Annotated in this window: 17 protein-coding genes, 1 tRNA gene and 4 pseudogenes; 9 read left to right on the top strand and 13 right to left on the bottom strand. The window is 67.6% G+C overall.

Annotated elements, in window-relative coordinates:
- Positions 1 to 16: 16 nt before the first annotated feature.
- From sdhD to N4G47_RS06640, 3 genes are read right to left on the bottom strand one after another with little or no spacing between them, the layout of a single operon-like run.
- Positions 17 to 403, bottom strand: coding sequence for a succinate dehydrogenase, hydrophobic membrane anchor protein (gene sdhD / locus N4G47_RS06650; RefSeq protein ID WP_049434183.1), 387 nt, complete (start codon positions 401 to 403; stop codon positions 17 to 19).
- The gene (sdhC, locus tag N4G47_RS06645) at positions 400 to 792 is read right to left on the bottom strand and encodes a succinate dehydrogenase, cytochrome b556 subunit (protein ID WP_005409076.1); all 393 of its coding nucleotides are present in this window, start codon (positions 790 to 792) and stop codon (positions 400 to 402) included. The genes sdhD and sdhC overlap by 4 nt, the downstream gene beginning before the upstream one ends.
- A gap of 56 nt (positions 793 to 848) precedes the next feature.
- The gene (locus tag N4G47_RS06640) at positions 849 to 1,019 is read right to left on the bottom strand and encodes a DUF1674 domain-containing protein (protein WP_005409075.1); all 171 of its coding nucleotides are present in this window, start codon (positions 1,017 to 1,019) and stop codon (positions 849 to 851) included.
- 39 nt (positions 1,020 to 1,058) lie between these two features.
- Here N4G47_RS06640 and ygfZ point away from each other — a divergent pair, with 39 nt between their 5' ends.
- Positions 1,059 to 1,934, top strand: coding sequence for a CAF17-like 4Fe-4S cluster assembly/insertion protein YgfZ (gene ygfZ / locus N4G47_RS06635; RefSeq protein WP_475285994.1), 876 nt, complete (start codon positions 1,059 to 1,061; stop codon positions 1,932 to 1,934).
- A 130-nt stretch (positions 1,935 to 2,064) separates the two neighbouring features.
- On the opposite strand, the gene N4G47_RS06630 is transcribed toward ygfZ, so the two are convergent.
- Entirely contained in the window at positions 2,065 to 3,147 is a 1,083-nt protein-coding gene (locus N4G47_RS06630) for an ABC transporter ATP-binding protein (RefSeq protein ID WP_249844343.1), read from the bottom strand.
- Positions 3,148 to 3,499: 352 nt separating this feature from the next.
- Here N4G47_RS06630 and zwf point away from each other — a divergent pair, with 352 nt between their 5' ends.
- The 5 genes from zwf to eda all read left to right on the top strand — a co-directional run bounded on the left by zwf (position 3,500) and on the right by eda (position 9,518).
- The gene (gene zwf / locus N4G47_RS06625; RefSeq protein WP_475285992.1) at positions 3,500 to 4,936 is read left to right on the top strand and encodes a glucose-6-phosphate dehydrogenase; all 1,437 of its coding nucleotides are present in this window, start codon (positions 3,500 to 3,502) and stop codon (positions 4,934 to 4,936) included.
- Positions 4,933 to 5,940, top strand: coding sequence for a glucokinase (gene glk, locus N4G47_RS06620; RefSeq protein ID WP_107232780.1), 1,008 nt, complete (start codon positions 4,933 to 4,935; stop codon positions 5,938 to 5,940). The genes zwf and glk overlap by 4 nt, the downstream gene beginning before the upstream one ends.
- Positions 5,937 to 6,659, top strand: coding sequence for a 6-phosphogluconolactonase (gene pgl, locus N4G47_RS06615; protein WP_249844346.1), 723 nt, complete (start codon positions 5,937 to 5,939; stop codon positions 6,657 to 6,659). Before glk ends, pgl begins: the two co-directional genes overlap by 4 nt.
- Positions 6,660 to 6,717: 58 nt before the next feature.
- Positions 6,718 to 8,634 carry a phosphogluconate dehydratase gene (edd, locus tag N4G47_RS06610; RefSeq protein WP_475285989.1) on the top strand — a complete coding sequence of 639 codons (1,917 nt, stop codon included), beginning with the start codon at positions 6,718 to 6,720 and terminating at the stop codon, positions 8,632 to 8,634.
- Positions 8,635 to 8,858: 224 nt separating this feature from the next.
- The gene (gene eda, locus N4G47_RS06605; RefSeq protein WP_475285987.1) at positions 8,859 to 9,518 is read left to right on the top strand and encodes a bifunctional 4-hydroxy-2-oxoglutarate aldolase/2-dehydro-3-deoxy-phosphogluconate aldolase; all 660 of its coding nucleotides are present in this window, start codon (positions 8,859 to 8,861) and stop codon (positions 9,516 to 9,518) included.
- Between the two features lie 97 nt (positions 9,519 to 9,615).
- On the opposite strand, the pseudogene N4G47_RS06600 reads toward eda, so the two are convergent.
- From N4G47_RS06600 to ispG, 3 genes and pseudogenes are all read right to left on the bottom strand, one after another.
- Positions 9,616 to 10,262, bottom strand: a pseudogene (locus tag N4G47_RS06600) (response regulator).
- A gap of 200 nt (positions 10,263 to 10,462) precedes the next feature.
- Complete coding sequence (locus N4G47_RS06595; RefSeq protein WP_107232784.1) at positions 10,463 to 11,212, bottom strand: phosphatase PAP2 family protein; 750 nt, start codon at positions 11,210 to 11,212, stop codon at positions 10,463 to 10,465.
- Positions 11,193 to 12,457 (bottom strand): annotated as a pseudogene (ispG, locus tag N4G47_RS06590) (flavodoxin-dependent (E)-4-hydroxy-3-methylbut-2-enyl-diphosphate synthase). Before ispG ends, N4G47_RS06595 begins: the two are co-directional and overlap by 20 nt.
- A gap of 114 nt (positions 12,458 to 12,571) precedes the next feature.
- Between ispG and N4G47_RS06585 the strand changes: the two are divergent.
- Together N4G47_RS06585 and N4G47_RS06580 are read left to right on the top strand one after the other, a co-directional pair.
- Positions 12,572 to 13,797: pseudogene (locus N4G47_RS06585) on the top strand (ATP-binding protein).
- The gene (locus tag N4G47_RS06580; protein WP_057496879.1) at positions 13,794 to 14,363 is read left to right on the top strand and encodes a response regulator transcription factor; all 570 of its coding nucleotides are present in this window, start codon (positions 13,794 to 13,796) and stop codon (positions 14,361 to 14,363) included. Before N4G47_RS06585 ends, N4G47_RS06580 begins: the two are co-directional and overlap by 4 nt.
- Positions 14,364 to 14,390: 27 nt before the next feature.
- On the opposite strand, the gene pgi is transcribed toward N4G47_RS06580, so the two are convergent.
- From pgi to pcnB, 6 genes and pseudogenes are all read right to left on the bottom strand, one after another.
- Positions 14,391 to 15,905 (bottom strand): glucose-6-phosphate isomerase, encoded by a 1,515-nt coding sequence (gene pgi, locus N4G47_RS06575; protein ID WP_475285986.1) that lies wholly within the window; start codon positions 15,903 to 15,905, stop codon positions 14,391 to 14,393.
- Positions 15,902 to 16,282, bottom strand: coding sequence for an aspartate 1-decarboxylase (panD, locus tag N4G47_RS06570; protein WP_008268179.1), 381 nt, complete (start codon positions 16,280 to 16,282; stop codon positions 15,902 to 15,904). The genes pgi and panD overlap by 4 nt, the downstream gene beginning before the upstream one ends.
- A gap of 150 nt (positions 16,283 to 16,432) precedes the next feature.
- The gene (gene panC / locus N4G47_RS06565; RefSeq protein ID WP_475285984.1) at positions 16,433 to 17,272 is read right to left on the bottom strand and encodes a pantoate--beta-alanine ligase; all 840 of its coding nucleotides are present in this window, start codon (positions 17,270 to 17,272) and stop codon (positions 16,433 to 16,435) included.
- Positions 17,269 to 18,084: a 3-methyl-2-oxobutanoate hydroxymethyltransferase gene (gene panB / locus N4G47_RS06560; RefSeq protein ID WP_475285982.1), complete on the bottom strand. Its 816-nt coding sequence runs from the start codon at positions 18,082 to 18,084 to the stop codon at positions 17,269 to 17,271. The genes panC and panB overlap by 4 nt, the downstream gene beginning before the upstream one ends.
- A 33-nt stretch (positions 18,085 to 18,117) precedes the next feature.
- On the bottom strand, positions 18,118 to 18,603 hold the full coding sequence (gene folK, locus N4G47_RS06555; protein WP_475285980.1) for a 2-amino-4-hydroxy-6-hydroxymethyldihydropteridine diphosphokinase: 486 nt from the start codon (positions 18,601 to 18,603) through the stop codon (positions 18,118 to 18,120).
- Positions 18,604 to 18,606: 3 nt separating this feature from the next.
- Positions 18,607 to 19,985, bottom strand: a pseudogene (gene pcnB, locus N4G47_RS06550) (polynucleotide adenylyltransferase PcnB).
- A gap of 53 nt (positions 19,986 to 20,038) precedes the next feature.
- Here pcnB and N4G47_RS06545 point away from each other — a divergent pair.
- A tRNA-Glu gene (locus N4G47_RS06545) sits at positions 20,039 to 20,113 on the top strand.
- Positions 20,114 to 20,331 lie beyond the last annotated feature (218 nt).

The following is a 20,331-nucleotide window of genomic DNA, read 5'->3' as shown; positions in this document are numbered from 1 at the left end:
GTCTTGGCGCCTGGGCTCAGGCAACGCCGAGGGCGATGCGGCCCACCGCAAACACACTGACGATCATGCCGAGCACGGCGACGAACTTCACCGCGGTCTGCAGCACCAGGGCCAGCAGCGATTCGTGGATGTAGTCTTCCAGCACGACCTGCATGCCGAGCTGCGCGTGCCAGAACATGGCGATCAGCAGGCCGATCAGCGGCACCGCGTTCCACGGCTTGGCCACGGCAGCGGCGGCGGTCGCGTAATCCGAGCCGAGCAGGCCCAGCACGAAGACCAGGAACCAGATGCCCAGCACCACCAGGGCGGCAGCAGTCAGGCGCTGGTGCACGAAGTGCTCGGTGCCGGTCTTGGCCGAACCCAGGCCGCGCACGCTCTTCAACGGGGTACGGAACTTGCTCACGCGGCACCTCCGAACATCACATAGGCCCACACCAGCAGGGTGATCACCAGGCTGCCGGTGACCGACAGCCAGCTGCTGCGGATGAAGGCGGGGATGCTGAAGCCGATGGCGAAGTCCTGCACCACATGGCGGATGCCATTGCACAGGTGATAGGCGAACGACCATGTCCACGCGAACAGGAACACGCGGCCATACCAGGCCCCGGCATGGCCGGTGAAGCAGTTCCAGGACTCGGGCCCCATCATCAGGGCCAGCAGGCCGGCGGCGATGATGAGGGCACCAACAGACAGAAAGACGCCAGTGGCTCGATGCAGGATCGAGGTGGCCATCTGAATCTGCCAGCGATACACCTGAAGGTGCGGGGAAAGTGGGCGTTGTCTGGTCGCCATTCGCTGGGCTCGTTGTCTCGGCTGGGCGGCACGCGGCCGCGTTGGCTCAATGCTGATCAGAAATCGATGCAGCGTCCGTTTTTCTCCCAATCGCCATACCGCACCGGATCAAGTCCGCCGCGGCCGCCGAATTCCTCTGCTTTTTCCTGTTCCACGGGCACGGGTGCCGCGGGGACCAGCGGGGCTTCAGATTCGTCGTCGGGAGTGGGGGTTGTTTGGCCTATCATGTTCGGTCTCGCAACGCACAAATTTTAGACCTCGTTCACGTGCCTGACAACCTGCCCCCTGCTTTCGTCGGATATCCGCGCCTGCCCGGCCACCAGTTGCTGAGCCTGCAGGGCGTGGATGCGGCCGTGTTCGCCCACGCCCAGTTCAGCAGCGACGTCACCGCCCTGCCCCTGTGGCACTGGCAGTGGAGCGCCTGGCTGAGCGCCAAGGGCCGCACCCTGGCGGTGTTCCAGCTGCTGCGGCTGGCCGATGACCATGTGATGCTGGTGCTGGCCGACGGCGATGCCGATGCGATTGCGTCGCAACTGCAGCGCTTCGTGTTCCGTCGCAAGGTGAAGGTGCAGGTGCGCAACGATCTGGCCGTGGCCGGCGCCTTCACTGCGCCAGAGGCCGCCAGCGGCGCGGCGATTGCGCACGCGCCCGGTGACAGCTGGGAGCTGGACCTGGGCAGTGATGCCCTCCCGCGCACCCTGCGCATCGGCGCTTCTGATGCCTTTGCCGTCGGTAGCGGAACCGATGAGGCCGCTTTCGCCCTGGCCTGGCGCCAGGCCGACCTGCGCTACGGATTGCCGCGCCTGGAAGACAGCCAGCGCGAAGTGTGGACCCCGCAGCAGCTGGGCCTGGACCGCCTGAACGGCTACAGCGTGAAGAAGGGCTGTTATCCCGGCCAGGAAATCGTCGCCCGTACCCACTTCCTCGGCAAAGCCAAGCGCGCGGTGCAGCTGCTGCAGACCGCGGCACCGGCACAGGCCGGTGATGGCGTTCAGCAGGACAGCGCGGCGCTGGGCACGATCGCCAGCGTGGCCGGTGAGCTGGCGCTGGCGGTGCTGCCGCTGGAGGCCGGTGATGCTGACCTGCAGGTGGGTGATGCCATTGCGCAGCGCGTGCCGTTGCTGGATGGCCTGGCACGCTGAATCCGGTGGGAAACCACATCGGGTGGGTGCGGACCTTGGTCCGCACGCTTGCTCTGAAGGAGTGGTAGTGCCGGCCGCTGGCCGGCAGCAACGCAGGGTTGAGGTTGCCGGCCAGCGGCCGGCACTACCCTTACAGCCGCTCGCCGCTTTCCGCATTGAAGAAGTGCAGGCCCTGCGGGTGGATCGCTACACGGATGTCCTCGCCCACCGCCGGCAACGCCTGCGGCGCCACGCGCATGGTCAGCGCATGCTGGCCGCTGCTGAGGTTGACGAAGATTTCGTTGCCGACCGGCTCGATGCCTTCGATGCGTGCGGTGAACGCATGCGCATCATCGGCGCTGGCCGGCTGCAGGTGTTCCGGGCGCACACCCACCGCGATCGGCTTCTGCAGCCAGGCCGGATCGATCGTGGCCTGGCCCAGCGGTGCACGCCAGTCGCCGTCGACCACGGTCACGCCGCCGGCGTCGCCCTGCAGCGTGCCGCGCAGCACGTTCATCGCCGGGCTGCCGAGGAAGCCGGCCACGAACAGGTTGGCCGGACGGTCGTACAGCGCCATCGGTGTGTCGATCTGCTGGATGACGCCGTCCTTCAGCACCACGATGCGCTGGCCCAGGGTCATCGCTTCGACCTGGTCATGGGTCACGTAGATCATGGTGGTGCCCAGCTTGCGGTGCAGCTGCGCGATCTCGGTGCGCACGCTGTGGCGCAGCTTGGCATCGAGGTTGGACAACGGCTCGTCGAGCAGGAACACCGCCGGCTCGCGCACCAGCGCACGGCCCAGTGCCACGCGCTGGCGCTGGCCACCGGACATCGCCTTGGGCAACTTGTCCATCATCTCGGTCAGGCCCAGCGTCTGCGCCGCCTCGGCGATGCGCTTGTCGATGGTGGCCTTGTCATGGCCGCGCAGCTTCAGGCCGAAGGCCAGGTTCTCGGCCACGGTCATATGCGGGTACAGCGCGTAGCTCTGGAACACCATGGCGATGTCGCGGTCCTTCGGCGCCACGTCGTTGACCACACGGTCGCCGATGGTCAGCGTGCCGCCGCTGATCTCCTCCAGGCCGGCCACCATCCGCAGCAGGGTCGACTTGCCACAGCCGGACGGGCCGACCAGCACCATCAGCTCGCCGTCGGCGACCTCGAAGGTGGCGTCCTTCACCGCGACCTGGCCGTTGTCATAGACCTTGCGCACACCCTGCAACTGCACTTTTGCCATATCACCTATCCGGTCCGCCCGAAGCCGGGCTGTCTTTTGGGACTGCCTCGGCCCTCCCGATGGCAGTGATGATTGCGCGCCTGCCGCATGGCGGCGAGCACTGCAATCGAATACAGTTGCCCATTCTGCCATGTAAACGTTTTCACGTGGCACTATCCGATGATCGGTGCGCACCGATCTGCGTCGCCGGAAGAACGAAGCTTCCGACGAGGCAGTGGTTTCGAATGGAACGGTCTTCCGGAGCCCCGGAAAACGCCCCTGACGAGCCTCGGACAGGCAGTTGCGCGGATGTCCCCCGAACCCAGCCATGAAGCGATTGACAACGATGTCACCCGGATCTGAAACTCGAGCGATGCACGACACCCTCTTCCTGTTCGGTGCCACAGGTGATCTGGCCCAGCGCTACCTGTTCCCTTCGCTGCTTCGCCTCCTCGGCGACGGCCTGCTGCCGGAGGACTTCCGCATCCGTGCGCTGGCCCTGTCCGGGCATGACACCGAAGCCTTCCATGACATCCTGCGCCCGCGCCTGCAGCAGGCCATGCCGATGGCCACCCAGGACGACATCGCTGCGCTGCTGCGTCGCATCGACTACCGCTCGGTCGACCTGCGCGATGTCGACTCGGTGGCCGCCGCGGTCTCCGACCTGGTGCACCGCAAGTGCGTCAGCTACCTGGCCATCCCGCCGGGCCTGTACATCTCCACCTGCGAAGGCCTGGCCAAGGGCGGTGCCCTGGCTGCGCCGGCACGCCTGATGCTGGAGAAGCCGATCGGCAGCGACAGCGAAAGCGCCGAGGAGATCATCTCCACCATCGGCCAGTGGATCGACGAGGACCGTGTGTTCCGCCTCGACCACTACCTGGGCAAGGCGGCGGTGCAGAACCTGATTGCACTGCGCTTCGGCAACACGCTGCTGGAAGCGGTGTGGAACCGCAACTACATCGAATCGGTGCACATCCTGGTCGCCGAAAGCGAAGGCGTGGATGGCCGCGACGCCTACTACGCCCGGTCCGGCGCGCTGCGCGACATGGTGCAGAGCCATATCCTGCAGCTGCTGTGCATGGTGGCGATGGAGCCACCGGCCTCGCTGGAAGCCGACCGCATCCGCGACGAGAAGGTCAAGGTGCTGCGCGCACTGCGCCCGCTCGATGCCCGGCACGCCGCGCGTGACAGCATCCGTGGCCGCTACACCGCCGGCACCATCAACGGCCAGCCGGCCCAGGCCTACCAGCCGCCGGAAGGCAGCGACGTGGAAACCTTCGCCGGCGTGACCGCGCACATCGACAACTGGCGCTGGAGCGGCGTGCCGTTCCACCTGGTCACCGGCAAACGCCTGCCCGAACGCACCACCCGCGTGGTGGTCACGCTGAAGCCGGTCACCCATTGGCTGTTCGAGCGCCCGCAGCGCGCGCAGGCCGCGCCGAACCGCCTGGTGTTCCAGCTGCAGCCGCAGGAGAACATCGAACTGGGCCTGATGAGCAGCCTGGCCGGCCCGGAATGGGGCGCGCTGGAACTGCACCCGCTGGAACTGGAACTGTCGGTGCCGACCGGCCTGCACCGCCGCATCGCCTACGAACGCCTGTTCCTGGATGCCTTCAATGGCAACCACACGCTGTTCGTGCGTGACGACGAAGTGCGGGCGGCGTGGGCCTGGATCGACAGCGTGGCCGACGCCTGGAAGGAGGCCAAGCTGCCGCTGGAACCCTACCCCGCCGGCCAGTGGGGCCCGAACAACGCCACGGAATTCCTGCCGCAGGGCGTGGACGCACCCGACAGCGGAGCCTCGGCATGAGTGCCGGCTCGCAGCCCGTGCTGGTTGCCGACATCGGCGGCACCAACGCCCGCTTCGCGCTGGCCGACACCTCGCTGGACGCGCCACTGCTGAAAGACAGCATCCGCGAGTACGCGGTGGCCGAGTTCCCCTCGCTCGGTGATGCCGCGCGCCACCATCTGGAACAGATCGGCGCCACGGCCGGCCGCGGCGTGTTCGCCGTGGCTGGCCGCGTCGACGGTGACGAAGCACGCATCACCAACCATCCCTGGGTGATCTCGCGCAGCCGCACCGCGGCGATGCTCGGCTTCGACGAGCTGCACCTGATCAATGATTTCGCCGCGCAGGCGATGGCAATCTCGCTGCTGCAACCCGATGATGTGGTGCAGGTGGGCGGTGCGGCGTGGGTGCCGGGCAAGCCGGGCCAGCCGCGCAACTATGCGGTGATCGGGCCGGGCACCGGGCTCGGCGTCGGCGGCCTGATCCTGCGCCATGGCCGCTGCTATCCACTGGAAACCGAAGGTGGCCATGTCAGCTTCCCGCCGGGGACGCCGGAAGAGATCCGCATCCTGGAGATCCTCTCCGAGCAGTTCGGGCGCGTCTCAAACGAACGGCTGATCTGCGGCCCCGGCCTGGTCAACATCCATCGCGCCGTGTGCGAGATGGCCGGCATCGACCCGGGCCAGCTGCAACCGGTGGACGTGACCGCGCGCGCCCTGCATGGCGACCCGCAGGCGATGCGCACCGTGGACGTGTTCTGCGCGGTGTTCGGCGCCATTGCCGGCGATCTGGTACTGACCCAGGGCGCCTGGGACGGCGTGTTCCTGACCGGTGGATTGACCCCGAAGATGCTCGACTCGCTGCAGCACTCCGGCTTCCGCCAGCGCTTCGAACACAAGGGCCGGTTCTCTTCGATCATGGCGCGGGTACCGTCGCTGGCGGTGATGCATCCCCACGCCGGGCTGCTGGGTGCCGCTGCCTACGCCGCCGACGCCGAACGTGACGCACCAGGAGTTGCCGCATGACCCCCGCTTTCCACGACGACCGCATCGACTTCATCCACCATGGCGATGCCGATGGCTGGATCGAGGCGGTAGCCGCCGAGATGGCGCAGACCCTCAACCACGACATCAATGAAGTGGGCCGCGCCCGCATCCTGCTGTCGGGTGGCACCACGCCGGCGCCGGTCTACCAGGCCCTGGCCGAACTGGACGTGCATTGGGACCGGGTTGAAGTGAGCCTGGCCGACGAGCGCTGGCTGTCGCCACAGGATCGCGACAGCAACGCCTGGCTGGTGCGCGAGCACCTGCTCAAGCGCGCCGAGGGTGCCCACTTCGATCCGCTGGTGCGGATCGGCAAGCCCCTGCCGGAATGCGTCTACACCGCCAATCTGCAGGCCCAGCACAGCCAGCCGCCGAGCCTGGTGGCACTGGGCATGGGCAACGATGGCCACACCGCCTCGCTGTTCCCGGGCTCGAAGGATCTCGCCCGCGCTCTGGAAAGCACCCTGCCCTACGCCGCGCTGGATGCCACCGGCTGCCCGGGTGCCAACCAGTGGCCGCTGCGCATCACGCTGACCCCGCATGGCCTGCGGCAGTGCCGCCAGCGTCTGCTGCTGCTGCGCGGCAAGCAGAAGCTGCAGGTGCTGCGCCAGGCGCTGGACAGCAACGACGCCCAGCAGTACCCGATCCTCAATGCGATCAACCTGGACGGCGCGCGCCTGCGCGTCCACTGGGCTGATTGACGTCGGCGGCGGCGCCTTGCCGCCGCTTGCCTCTCGCCACCACGAACGCCGGTAGCCAATGAGCCTCCATCCGCAACTGCACGCCATCACCGAGCGCGTCATCCGCCGCAGCGCCGCCTCGCGCGCCGCCTACCTGGCCGCGATCGACGCCTCCCTGCGTGACGGCCCGTTCCGCAGCCGCCTGAGCTGCGGCAACCTCGCCCACGGCTTCGCTGCCTGCGGCGGTACCGACAAGAGCCGCCTGCGCGGTGGGGTGACGCCGAACCTGGGCATCATCACCGCCTACAACGACATGCTGTCGGCGCACCAGCCGTTCGAGACCTATCCCGAGCAGATCCGCGGGATCGCCCGCGAACTCGGCGCCACCGCACAGGTCGCCGGCGCGGTGCCAGCGATGTGCGACGGCGTCACCCAGGGCCGTGGCGGCATGGAGCTGTCGCTGTTCTCGCGCGATGTGATTGCGCAGGCCACCGCCATCGGCCTCAGCCACGACATGTTCGACACCACCGTCTACCTCGGTGTGTGCGACAAGATCGTGCCCGGCCTGCTGATCGGCGCGCTGGCCTTCGGCCACCTGCCGGCGGTGTTCGTGCCGGCCGGCCCGATGACCCCGGGCATTCCGAACAAGCAGAAGGCCGAGGTGCGCGAGCGTTATGCCGCCGGCGAAGCCACCCGCGAAGAGCTGCTGGAAGCCGAGTCGGCCTCGTACCACGGCGCCGGCACCTGCACCTTCTACGGCACCGCCAACTCGAACCAGGTGCTGCTGGAAGCGATGGGCGTGCAGCTGCCGGGGGCGTCGTTCGTCAACCCGGGCACGCCGCTGCGCGACGCGCTGACCCGCGAAGCCACCGAACGTGCGCTGGACATCACCGCACTCGGCAACGATTTCCGCCCGTTGGGCCGGATCATCGACGAGCGCGCCATCATCAACGCGGTCATCGCGCTGATGGCCACCGGTGGCTCGACCAACCACACCATCCACTGGATCGCCGTAGCGCGCGCCGCCGGCATCGTGCTGACCTGGGACGACTTCGACGAGCTGTCGCAGCTGATCCCGTTGCTGGCGCGCGTCTATCCGAACGGCGACGCCGACGTGAACCGCTTCGCTGCGGCGGGCGGCCCGGCGTTCGTGTTCGGCGAGCTGATCAAGGCCGGGCTGATGCACGGCGATCTGGTCAGCGTGGCGCGCGGCGGCATGGCCGACTATGCGCGCGAACCGCAGCTGCGTGACGGCCAGCTGGTCTATCTGCCCGGTCTGGAACACAGTGCCGATGACGAGGTGGTGCGCGGCGTCGACAACCCGTTCGAACACCAGGGCGGCCTGCGCCTGCTGCGCGGCAACCTGGGCAAGTCGCTGATCAAGCTGTCGGCAGTGAAGCCGCAGTACCGCACGATTGAAGCGCCGGCGGTGGTGGTCGATGCGCCACAGGTGTTGAACAAGCTGCATGCCGGCGGCCTGCTGCCGCAGGATTTCGTGGCGGTGGTGCGTTACCAGGGCCCGCGTGCGAACGGCATGCCGGAACTGCATTCGCTGGCACCGCTGCTGGGGTTGCTGCAGAACCAGGGCCGACGCGTGGCGCTGGTCACCGACGGTCGCCTGTCCGGCGCTTCCGGCAAGATTCCGGCAGCGATCCACGTGACCCCGGAAGCGGCACGTGGCGGCCCGCTGGCCAAGGTGCGCGAGGGCGACATGATCCGCCTCGATGGCGAGGCCGGCACGCTGGAAGTGCTGGTGGATGCGGCCGAATGGGCAGCACGCTCGCTGGCGCCGAACACCGCGCCGGCGGCGCAGGATCTGGGCCGCAATCTGTTCGCGATCAACCGTCGCGTGGTGGGTCCGGCCGACCAGGGTGCGATTTCGATTTCGTGCGGGCCGGCGGCGGCCGATGGTGGGCCGTGGGATTACGACGCGGAATACGAGCTGGGGCACGATGCGGCGGCAGCGGCGGCGCCGCATGAGGCGAAGGACGCCTGAGGGTTGAAGGGCGTTGCGGGTTTGTCGCGGCGGTGAGGTTCCTGGTTGAGGGCGCGGTCAGCCCCAGCCGGGACACGCCGTAAACCCATCCATGGGGGCTCGGTCGCGCCATCCATGGCGCGAACGGTCCCGGCTGGGGCTGACCGCGCCCTCCTGACGCTCTCCGGCGCATCAATGCCGCGAAGTAATCACTGAAAAGCACAAACAAGAGCAAGGGCAAAAGCATGGGTATCGAACAACATCAGGTGCGTGCGGCGGAGCTGTTGCATGCGGCCGGCATCTTGCCGGTGGTGACGATTCATACGCTGGACCAGGCGCGGGCGGTCAGTGCGGCGCTGCTGGAAGGCGGCTTGCCGGCAATCGAGCTGACGCTGCGTACGCCGGTGGCGATGGAAGCGCTGGCGATGCTCAAGCGCGAGCTGCCGGATGTGGTGGTGGGTGCGGGCACGGTGCTGACCGTGGCGCAGATGCAGCAGTCGATCGACGCAGGTGCGGACTTCCTGGTGACCCCGGGTACGCCGCCGGCGCTGGCCGATGCGCTGGCGGCGGCGCCACTGCCGGTGGTGCCGGGTGCAGCCACGCCGACCGAGCTGCTGTCCCTCTACGCGCGCGGCTTCCGTGTGTGCAAGCTGTTCCCGGCCACGGCCGTGGGCGGGCTGGCGATGATCAAGGGCCTGGCCGGCCCGGTCGCCGACCTCAAGCTTTGCCCGACCGGTGGCATCACCGAGAACACCGCCGCCGAATACCTCGAGCAGAAGAACGTGGTCTGCATCGGTGGTTCGTGGATGGTGCCGGGCAACTGGATCGCCAACGGCGAATGGGACAAGGTGCGCGCCAGCGCCGCCGACGCCGCGAAGATCATCAAGCGGGTACGCGGTCACTGAGTCCGACTCGGGTGTAGAGCCGAGCCCATGCTCGGCTCCGCGCCAGCGGAAGGAAAGCAGCCGAGCATGGGCTCGGCTCTACAGAAGGCCGAAATCGTTACAACGGCCGTGCCGGGTCCACCAGCCCGTACTGGCTGGCCATGCGTGCCAGCGCGATGTTGTCGTGGATTCCCATCTTCTCGAACAACCGCGCCTTGTGCGTGTTCACCGTCTTCGCGCTCAGGCTCAGGCGCCGTGCGATGTCTTCCTGGCGCAGGCCCTGGGTCAGCAGCAGCGCCACTTCCAGTTCACGCGGCGACAGGCTGTCGAACGGCGAACCATTGCCTTCCACCGTCGACAGCGCCAGGTTCTGCGCGATGCTGGTGCCCAGGTAGCGGCGGCCGGCCGCGACATCGCGCACCGCGCGCAACAGTTCCTGCGCATCGCAGCCCTTGCCGATGTAGCCGGCCGCGCCGGCTTCAAGCAGGCGCTTTGGCAGCGGACCGTCTTCCAGCACCGACACGATCACCACGCGGGTATTGCGGTGGCTGCGGACGATGCGCTCGGTCACTTCCATGCCGCTGACGCCCGGCAGGTGCAGATCGCACAGCACCACGTCCGGCAACAACTGGCGGACATCGCGCAGCGCGTCTTCGCCGGTCTCGGCTTCGCCCACCACCTCGATGTCGGCTTCCCCGACAGAATCATCTTCATCCCGGTGCGGACCAGCGCGTGGTCATCCACCAGGTAGACTCGAATCGTCATTCACGTACCTCTTCGAATGCGGCCATTGCAGGTCAAGCTAGGCAGGGTGCCGATACCCCGCAAGCGCGCTCGGAATGCGGCGCGGGCATTCTGCCTTGCGCATCACATAACCACGCGTTGAGCTTGCCCCCTGTCTTGCAGAACCTGCTGTTTCGAAACAACTGATCTATCACGTAGACGCCCACCGGGGGCCATCCACGTCATTCCCCCTGTGATGATGCTTCGCTGGCCTTCGCTGGCGGCGAGCCGTGACGTCGCCATGGGTGCCGGCGACTGAACATGACCAGATAGCACCCTACCACCCAAACCAGCGCGGCACACCATCCGGCCAGGATATCGGAGGGGTAATGCACCCCCAGGTAGACCCGGGACAGGCTGACCAGCAGGCTGAACGACGGGGCCAGCAGCAGCACCGGCCAGCGCCAGCGGGTGTTCCAGGCCAGCAGGACCAGGGTCACCGCCAGGGTCATCGAGCCCATCGCATGGCCGCTGGGGAAGCTGAACGTCGATTCCGGCGCGATCGACTCCCACAGGCTGGGCCGCTCGCGCTGGAAGAAGTGCTTGCTGCCCATGTTCAGCAACGCCGAGCCGACGAAGCTGACCGCCACGAAGGTGGCTTCACGCCAGCGCCGGTAGCCCAGCAGCGCGCCGATGATCAGCACGTCGGCCGGGATCAGGAACCACTCGTAGCCCAGTTTCGAGATGAGCACGAAGAAGCGGTCCAACAGCGGCGAATGCAGACCGTGCATCTGCCACAGCAGGGGCGCATCGAAATGGAACGATTCAAATTCGTGCACTTCATCGGCCAGCGCGACGAAGCCCGCCAGCGGCAGCAGCACGCCACCAAACAGCAGGACCAGGCGCCAGGCATTGCGCGCCATCCAGTGGCGGAAACCGGAGGCGGACTCCGGCGCAGCGAGAATCGCGGGCTTATCCGGCGCTTCGGACATAGGTACGTTCGACGTAGTCGTCGATCAGGGCGACGAAGTCCTGGGCGATGTTCTCGCCACGCAGGGTCACCTTCTTTTCGCCATCGACGAACACCGGCGCCGACGGCGCCTCACCGGTACCCGGCAGCGAAATGCCGATGTTGGCATGGCGCGATTCACCGGGCCCGTTGACCACGCAGCCCATCACCGCCAGCGTCATGTTTTCCGCGCCGGGATGCTGGATCTTCCACAACGGCATCTTCTCGCGCACGTGGTTCTGCACCACCTTGGCCAGTTCCTGGAAGAACTCGGAGGTGGTGCGCCCACAGCCCGGGCAGGCGGTGACCAGCGGGGTGAAAGCGCGCTGGCCGGTGGTCTGCAGCAGTTCCTGGGCGACGATCACTTCCTGCGTGCGCGACTGGCCCGGTTCCGGGGTCAGCGAGATGCGGATGGTGTCGCCGATGCCTTCCTGCAGCAGCACGCTCAGCGCCGCCGCCGAGGCGACGATGCCCTTGCTGCCGATGCCGGCTTCGGTCAGGCCCAGATGCAACGCGAAATCCGAGCGCTGGGCCAGGTCGCGGTACACCGCGATCAGTTCCTGCACGCCACTGACCTTGGCCGACAGCACGATGCGATCGCGCGGCAGGCCTAGTTCCACTGCCTGCTCGGCCGAATCCAGCGCCGAGCGGATCAGCGCCTCGCGCAGCACGCGGCCAGCGTCCCACGGCTGTTCGCGGTGGTTGTTCTCGTCCATCAGCTTCGCGGCCAAGGCCTGGTCCAGCGAGCCCCAGTTGGCGCCGATGCGCACCGGCTTGTTGAAGCGGATGGCGAACTCGATCAGCTGTGCGAACTGCAGGTCCTTCTTCTTGCCGAAGCCGACGTTGCCCGGGTTGATGCGGTACTTGGCCAGCGCTTCGGCACAGGCCGGTTCGGCGCTCAGCAGCTGGTGGCCGTTGTAGTGGAAGTCGCCGATCAACGGCACCTCGATGCCCATCATCGCCAGCTTGTCGACGATGCGCGGAATCGCAGCGGCAGCCTCAACGGTGTTGACGGTCAGGCGCACCATTTCCGAACCGGCGCGCCACAACTCGGCCACCTGCTTCACGCTGGAGGCCACATCGGAGGTATCGGTGTTGGTCATCGACTGCACCACCACCGGCTTGCCTCCACCGACGGTGACCCCGCCGATCTGGACGGCATGGGTCTGGCGACGGGGCCAGGCAGTGGCATCGGAGGGGGCGTCGGGCGGGTAACGGCGTCGTGCATGGGCGCATTCTACCGCCCGGCCCCACGTTCCGGGTGAGTCGCATTCAGCCGATGGTGCGTCTGCGGCCGATTGTCGCAGGCGCCGTTGCCCGGGAACGCATACGATGAGCGCGAATGACCGGTCCCGACGCCCCGTTCCTGCGAACCCTGTGCAGCCTGCGCTGGCTTGCCGTGGGCGGCCAGGCGGCCACCATCCTGGTGGCCACCTGGGTCCTGGGCCTGCCATTGCCGCAGCTGCCGCTGTGGGCCGGCGTGGCGGTGCTGGCGCTGTTCAACATCTACACCCAGCTGCGCCCGGAAGCCGCCGATACCGCACCACTGACCGCGTTCGGGCACATCCTGGTGGATGTGATCATCCTGACCTGGATGGTTGGCTGGAGCGGCGGCATGGCCAATCCGTTCAGCTCGCTGTTCCTGATCCTGATCGCACTGGCTGCGTTCGCCCTGCCCCTGCGCTGGGCGCTGGCGGTGGCGCTGGCCTGCCTGCTCGGTTACGCCAGCAGTGGCATCTTCGGCCAGCCCCTGCCGGACGGCTATTTCCGCGCCCAGGACCTCAACCGCTGGGGCGTGGTCGCCAACTTCCTGATCTCCGCGGCCGTGGTGCTGGCCTTCTCCACCCGCCTGGCGCTGGCCCTGCGCCAGCGCGAACTGGAGCTGTCGGCGCTGCGCGAACGCTTCGCCCGCAACGAGGGCATCGTCGCCCTGGCCACCCATGCCGCCTCGGTGGCGCACGAACTGAACACGCCGCTGGCGACCATGACCCTGCTGGCCGACGACGTGGCCGAGCGCAGCGAAGAACCGGAAGTGCGCGAGGACATGGAAACCCTGCGCGAGTTGCTGGTGCAATGCCGTGAACGCGTGCTGGCGCTGGCCGCACCGGCCTCGGCCGACGCCCCCGGCCGCCGCCATTCCAACGCCCAGCAGGTGCTGGAGCAATGGCGCCTGGTGCGGCCGACCATCGACCTGCACCGCAACGACGACGCCCCGCTGCGGCTGCCACTGGACCCCGGCGTGGGCCACCTGCTGATGGTCCTGCTCAACAACGCCGCCGATGCCGGAGAGCAGGCCGGCCGACCGCGCGTGGACCTGGACCTGCGCATCGAAGGCGACGACCTGATCGGCGAAGTCCGCGACTACGGCCACGGCTTCGATGCCCGCGCCGCCGTGCTGCCGGGCACCCTGTTCGGCAGCAGCAAGAGCGAGGGCATGGGCGTCGGCCTGGCCCTGTCCCATGCCACCATTGAACGCCTCGACGGCGAGATGTGGATGCGCCCGGCCCAGGGGCCGGCAGCCGCGTCGGCTTCCGCCTGCCGCTGGCCCCACGCGAGGACACCCCATGAGCCTTCACCACTCCACCCTGGGCCTGCTGGTCGACGACGACGAGCTGTACCTGAGGACCCTGCAGCGCAGCCTGGCCCGCAAGGGGCTGGAGACCCAGACGGCGCAGGATGCCGCCAGCGCGCTGGCCCTGGCGCGCCAGCAGCCACCGGCGTTCGCGCTGATCGACCTGAAGCTGGGCAGCGATTCGGGCCTGGCACTGATCCAGCCGTTGCGCGCCCTGCGTGCCGACATGCGGATCCTGCTGGTGACCGGCTATGCCAGCATCGCCACGGCGGTGGAAGCGATCAAGCTCGGTGCCGACGATTACCTGCCCAAGCCGGCCACGGTACCGATGATCCTGCGCGCCCTCGGCGAAGAGGATGACGGCCCGGCCGACGATGGCGAAATGGAAGTGCCCGACGCGATGACGCCGATCAGCCGGCTGCAGTGGGAACACATCCAGCAGGCGATGCACGAGACCGGCGGCAACGTGTCGGCGGCGGCGCGGCTATTGGGCATGCACCGGCGCTCGCTGCAGCGCAAGCTGGCCAAGCGGCCGAGCCCGGAACGCGACCCGAGCCGGTAGTGCCGGCCGCTGGCCGGCACCAGAACCTCAGCGCTTCAACTGCGCCAGGATCTCGCGGGTCATCGGATCGGCAACCGCCACGTCCTCGCCCTGTAGCGCCGGCAGAAGGCCGCTGGCCAGCTGCTTGCCCAGTTCGACACCGAACTGGTCGAAGGCGTTGATGTTCCAGATCACCGACTGCACGTACACGGCGTGCTCGTACATCGCGATCAGCGCACCCAGCGCCTGCGGCGTCAGCGCATCAAGCAGGATCAGCGTGCTCGGGCGGCCACCGGGATAATCGCGGTGCGGATCGTCACTGCCCTGGCCGTTGGCCAGCGCTTCGGTCTGCGCCAGCAGGTTGGCCAGCAGCGCCTGGTGATTGATCGTGTAGGGATCGTCGTTGTGCACGCAACCGATGAAATCGGCCGGAACGATGCTGGTGCCCTGGTGCAGCGCCTGGAAGAAGCTGTGCTGCACGTCGGTGCCCGCCCCGCCCCACCACACCGGCACGGTATCGGTGGTGACCGGCTGGCCATCGCGCTGCACGCGCTTGCCCAGGCTCTCCATCACCAGCTGCTGCAGGTAGGCCGGCAGCAGCGCCAGGCGCTGGTCGTAGGTCATCACCGCATGCGTGGCGCAGCCCAGCAGGTTGCGGTTCCAGATGTCGGTCAGCGCATGCAGCACCGGCAGGTTGCGCTCCAGCGGTGCGTCCAGCGCATGCGCATCCATCTGCGCCGCGCCTTCCAGCAGCTGTTCGAAACGCTCGAAACCAATGGCCAGCGCGATCGGGAAGCCGACCGCCGACCACAACGAGTAACGGCCGCCCACCCAGTCCCACATCGGCAGCACGCGCTCGGCGGCAATGGCGAAGGCCTTGGCGGCACGCTCCGGATTGGCGCTGACTGCGTACAGGCGCTCGCTGCCGCCCAGCCAGTCGTGCAGGATCTGGCCGTTGAGCAGGGTTTCCTGGGTGCCGAAGGTCTTGGAGATCAGGATGCCGGCGGTCTTGGCCGGATCCAGCGTGGCCAGCGTGCGCTGCATGGCAGCGCCATCCACGTTCGATACGAAATGCACGCGCAGGCGCGCACCGGTAACCGGGCGCAGCGCATCGGCGACCAGACGCGGACCGAGATCGGAACCACCGATGCCGACGCTGACCACATCGGTCACGCCACTGTCTTCCAGCGCGCGCACCAGCACGCCCATGCGCTGGCGGATTTCGCGGGCGGTGGCATAGGCCTCGGCCGCCACCGGCGCATCCACCACGTCGCCACGCAGCGCGGTGTGCAGTGCGGCACGACCTTCGGTCAGGTTGACCTGCTCACCACGGAACAGCCGGGTGATGGCGCCGCCGACATCACGGTCGGCCGCCAATGCCAGCAGCGCCTGCAGCGCTGCGGCATCGTATTTCTGCCGCGCGAAGTTGACGTACAACGGACCGACCCGCAGCGCCAGGTCCTGGACGCGGCCGGGTTCGGCGGCGAGCAGACTGGGAATGCTGGCGCCCTTCAGGCGCTGGGCGTGGGAATGCAGCGAGTCGAATCCGTTGTTCGTTGTCATGCGGCCTGTGTCGGGATCGTGTCGTTGGTGTGGGTGATCTGGTTGCTGCCATCAACGTACACCAGCTTCGGCTTGAAGCTGTCGGCTTCCTGCTCGGTCATGCTGGCGAACGCGGCGATGATGATGATGTCACCGACCTGCACGTGGCGCGCGGCGCCACCGTTGAGCGAGACCACGCCGCTGCCGGCTTCGGCGCGGATGGCATAGGTCGAGAAGCGCGCACCGTTGGTCACGTCCCAGATGTGCACCTGCTCGAACTCGCGGATGCCGGTGGCAGCCAGCAGGTTGTCATCGATGGCGATCGAGCCTTCGTAGTTCAGCTCGGAATGGGTGACGGTGGCGCGGTGGATCTTGGTCTTGAGCAGGGACAGGTGCATGGGGGCGCTGCAACGGCAAAGGAAAGAGCGGATTCTAGCACCCGTCCGGCCATCGGCATCACGGCCGGCAACCTGTTCAGGTAACAGGCCGAAAGGGGAGCTGGGGTCAGATCCCTCCCCTGCGGAGAGGGATCTGACCCCACGCAGACATCAGAACTCCAGGTTGTCGATCAGCCGGGTCGTGCCCAGCCGTGCGGCGATCAGGGCCACGCGGCCACCGCCGTCAAAGCTCGGCTCGGCCAGCTCCGGCGTGCGCAGTACCGCGTAGTCGACCTGGAAACCGGCGGCCTGCAGCGCCGCCGTGGCGTCCGCTTCGATCTGCGCCCGCGTGTGCCCGGCCACGTAGCCTTCGCGCATGCCCAGCAGGGTGCGGTGAATGGTGGTCGCAACCGGTCGCTGTTCGGCGTTGAGATACTGGTTGCGCGAACTCTTGGCCAGGCCATCCTCGTCGCGCACGATCTCGGCACCGACGATCTGGATCGGGAACGACAGCTCGGCCACCATCTGCTTGATGACGGCCAGCTGCTGGTAATCCTTGCGCCCAAACACGGCCACGTCCGGCTGCACCTGCAGGAACAGACGCGCCACCACCGTGCACACGCCATCGAAATGGCCTGGGCGACTGGCACCCTCCAGCACTTCGCTGACACCCGGCGCGTGCATCTGCGTGGTCTTGTCCACGCCCAGCGGATACATGGCCTCGACGCTGGGCAGCCACACCGCATCGCAGCCGACCTGCTCCAGCCCGGCCACGTCGGCCTCGGGCGTGCGCGGGTAGCGACTGAAATCCTCGTTCGGCCCGAACTGGGTCGGGTTGACGAAGATGCTCGCCACCACCCTGTCGGCGTACTGGCGGGCCAGGGTCACCAGCGAATGGTGGCCACCATGCAGGTTGCCCATGGTCGGCACCAGCGCCACGCGCAGGCCCTGCTGCTTCCACTGCGCAATCTGCTCGCGCAGTGCGCCGAGCTCGTTGAAGGTCTGGATCATTGGGCGTAGGCGTGCTGTTCGTCGGGGAAGCTGCCGTCGCGCACGGCGTCGGCATAGGCGCGGGTGGCACCGGCCACCGAACCGCCTTCGGCCAGGAAATCCTTGACGAACTTGGGACGGCGATGGCCACTGTCCAGGCCGAGGAAATCGTGCAGCACCAGCACCTGGCCGTCGCACTGCGGGCCAGCACCGATGCCAATGGTCGGCACGTCCACCGCGGCGGTAACTTCAGCCGCCACCGGCGTCGGCACGCATTCGAGCACCATGATGCTGGCGCCCGCGGCAGCCACGGCCTTGGCATCCTCCACCAGCTGGCGCGCGGCTTCGCCACGGCCCTGAATCTTGAAGCCGCCCAGGCGCAGCACCGACTGCGGAGTCAGGCCCAGGTGCGCGCAGACCGGAATCTCGCGTTCGACCAGGTAGCGGATGATGTCGACCTTGAAGCCGGCACCTTCGATCTTGACCATCTCGGCGCCGGCCTGCAGCAGCTGCAGCGAAGCATCCAGCGCGCGCTCCGGGGTGGCATCGGCACCGAACGGCAGGTCGGCCACCAGCAGCGCACGCTGCAGCACACGGGCTACGGCGCGGGTGTGGTAGACCATGTCGGCCACGGTCACCGGCAGGGTCGAATCATGGCCCTGCACGACCATGCCCAGCGAATCGCCGATCAGGATCAGGTCGACACCGTTGGCGTCGAAAGTGCGGGCGAAGCCGGCGTCGTAGGCGGTCAACATGACCAGCTTCTGGCCATTGCGCTTGGCCTCGGCCAGGGCGGGAACGGTCCAGGGCTTGCTGTCTGCGTGGGTGCTCATGTGCTGATAACCGGGGGGATAACCCGGGCATTATCACCCTATCGGCGCGATCCCGCAGGCATCCACCCGCATCACTGCATCCTGCACGCGGCCATGGCCGGGAATGGCCAGATCGGCGGCAATTTCGGCCAACGGCACCAGCACGAAAGCACGCTCGTGCAGGTACGGATGCGGCACCTTCAGATCGGGCAGATCCACCACCTGCTCGCCGTACAGCAGCAGATCCAGGTCCAGCGCTCGCGGCCCCCAATGCACCGCTGGATCGCGGACGCGGCCGAACTGCCGCTCCAGCCCGAGCATGGCCTGCAACAACTCGAGTGCAGGCAGATCGGTGAGCACCGCCGCCACGGCGTTGACGAACGGCGGCTGGTCCTCATTGCCCCAGGCCGGGGTGGCATACAGGCGTGACGCCTGCAGCAGCCGCGTTGCAGGCAGCTCGTCCAGCGCGGCGATGGCCGCGCGGACGGTGTGGGCGGCGTCGCCAAGATTGGCGCCCAGCCCGATCCAGGCACGGGTCATGGCTTACTCGGCGGCACTGCCGGCCGGACCGCCCGGGCGGCGACGGCGACGGCGACGCTTGCGCGGCGCCCCACCGTCCTCATCGCCGCCTTCGCTGTGCATGGCATCGAGCGACGATTCCAGCTCATGGCCCGATTGCGCCTGCGCCTCGCGCCAGAACGCGACATCGGCTTCGTGCTCGGCCGAGGCCACCTGGCGCAGGGCCAGGAAATCGAACGCGGCACGGAAACGCGGGTGGGTCAGGGTGCGGAACACGCGCTTGCGCTGGCGCGAGCCGAAGCGCGACTGCAGCAGCCAGATTTCCTGCATCGGCAGCGAGAAGCGGCGTGGCAGTGCGATGGTGCTCAGCTGCTGCACGGTGACGCGGTCGGCAGCACGACGCTGCGCCTCTTCCGGTGCCACCCCTGCTTGAGCAGGGTCGCCTGCGCACGGCAGAACGCCGGCCACAGCAGCAGGGCGAACAGGAACGCCGGCGACACCGGCTCATCATTGGCCACGCGCGCATCGGTGTTGGCCAGGCCTTCCACCAGCATGCGCCGCAGTGCGCCGGTCCGGTTCGATTTCAATGCCTTGGCGCTTTCCGGGAACAGCACGTCGAGCAGGCCATAACGCTCCAGGCCCTCGAAGCTGGCCACGCCGTGACCGGACAGGAACAGCTTGAGCACTTCCTCGAACAGGCGCGCCGGGGCCGCTTCGTTGAGCAGGCCGGCCAGATGCGGGATCGGCGCAGCGGTGCCCTCCTCGATCTGGAAGCCAAGCTTGGCCGCCAGGCGCACTGCGCGCAGCATGCGAACCGGATCTTCGCGGTAACGCTGCTCGGGGTCGCCGATCAGCTTCATCAGGCGCGCCTGCACGTCTTCGAAACCGCCGGTGTAGTCGCGCACCGAGAAGTCTTCGATGGCGTAGTACAGGGCATTGCAGGTGAAGTCGCGGCGTACGGCGTCGTCTTCGATGGTGCCGTACACGTTGTCGCGCACCAGCATGCCGTTTTCCATCTCGCGGTCGCCGCTGCCGTCATCGCTGTTGGCACGGAAGGTGGCGACTTCGATGATTTCGCGGCCGAACACCACATGGGCCAGGCGGAAGCGTCGGCCGATCAGGCGGCAGTTGCGGAACAGCTGCTTGACCTGTTCGGGCGTGGCGTCGGTGGCCACGTCGAAATCCTTGGGTTGGCCATTGACCAGCAAATCGCGCACCGCGCCGCCGACAAGGTAGGCACCGAAGCCGGCATCGCGCAGGCGGTAGAGCACGCGCAGGGCATTCGGGCTGATCTCCTTGCGGGAGATGGTGTGCTGGTCGCGCGGGATGACGCGCAGGCTGAACGGTGATGTAGCAGGGGAAATGATGTTGGCGCTTCCGGTTGAAGTTTCGGGATTGCCCAATGGCATCGAGGTGCATATACTAGCGCTCCTGCCTCGGCAGCGACACCAGTTACGCTCCCTTCGTCTAGTGGTTAGGACGTGGCCCTCTCAAGGCTAAAACAGGGGTTCGAGTCCCCTAGGGAGCGCCAGTCGCCGCAGCAGGAACCGAAAAAGCCCGCCTCGCGCGGGCTTTTCTGTTTTCCAGGGTTTGCAATGGCATCGATCGGCTTGGTCGCAGTAGCGCCTCCCTGTCCCTGCGCGGGAGGGCGGGTCACCCTTGCCTGGACACGCAAAAGCCCATCCATGGTGCTCGATGGCGCCATCCATGGCGCCAACGGTCCAGTCAAGGGTGACCCGCCCCCTCCTG

The sequence above is a fragment of the Stenotrophomonas sp. GSD10 genome (genome assembly GCF_056172695.1).
Note: the sequence above shows the minus strand (reverse complement) of the source record. Positions and strands in the feature narration are given on the sequence as shown.

Excerpts from the sequence above, each read along its gene's own strand:
- edd (WP_475285989.1), top strand. The coding sequence starts at position 6,718 with ATGAGCCTCCATCCGCAACTGCACGCCATCACCGAGCGCGTCATCCGC.
- pgi (WP_475285986.1), bottom strand. The coding sequence starts at position 15,905 with ATGACAACGAACAACGGATTCGACTCGCTGCATTCCCACGCCCAGCGC.
- N4G47_RS06595 (WP_107232784.1), bottom strand. The coding sequence starts at position 11,212 with ATGTCCGAAGCGCCGGATAAGCCCGCGATTCTCGCTGCGCCGGAGTCC.
- N4G47_RS06630 (WP_249844343.1), bottom strand. The coding sequence starts at position 3,147 with ATGGCAAAAGTGCAGTTGCAGGGTGTGCGCAAGGTCTATGACAACGGC.
- sdhC (WP_005409076.1), bottom strand. The coding sequence starts at position 792 with ATGGCGACCAGACAACGCCCACTTTCCCCGCACCTTCAGGTGTATCGC.
- eda (WP_475285987.1), top strand. The coding sequence starts at position 8,859 with ATGGGTATCGAACAACATCAGGTGCGTGCGGCGGAGCTGTTGCATGCG.
- zwf (WP_475285992.1), top strand. The coding sequence starts at position 3,500 with ATGCACGACACCCTCTTCCTGTTCGGTGCCACAGGTGATCTGGCCCAG.
- N4G47_RS06640 (WP_005409075.1), bottom strand. The coding sequence starts at position 1,019 with ATGATAGGCCAAACAACCCCCACTCCCGACGACGAATCTGAAGCCCCG.
- glk (WP_107232780.1), top strand. The coding sequence starts at position 4,933 with ATGAGTGCCGGCTCGCAGCCCGTGCTGGTTGCCGACATCGGCGGCACC.
- panC (WP_475285984.1), bottom strand. The coding sequence starts at position 17,272 with ATGATCCAGACCTTCAACGAGCTCGGCGCACTGCGCGAGCAGATTGCG.
- pgl (WP_249844346.1), top strand. The coding sequence starts at position 5,937 with ATGACCCCCGCTTTCCACGACGACCGCATCGACTTCATCCACCATGGC.
- N4G47_RS06580 (WP_057496879.1), top strand. The coding sequence starts at position 13,794 with ATGAGCCTTCACCACTCCACCCTGGGCCTGCTGGTCGACGACGACGAG.
- panD (WP_008268179.1), bottom strand. The coding sequence starts at position 16,282 with ATGCACCTGTCCCTGCTCAAGACCAAGATCCACCGCGCCACCGTCACC.
- panB (WP_475285982.1), bottom strand. The coding sequence starts at position 18,084 with ATGAGCACCCACGCAGACAGCAAGCCCTGGACCGTTCCCGCCCTGGCC.
- folK (WP_475285980.1), bottom strand. The coding sequence starts at position 18,603 with ATGACCCGTGCCTGGATCGGGCTGGGCGCCAATCTTGGCGACGCCGCC.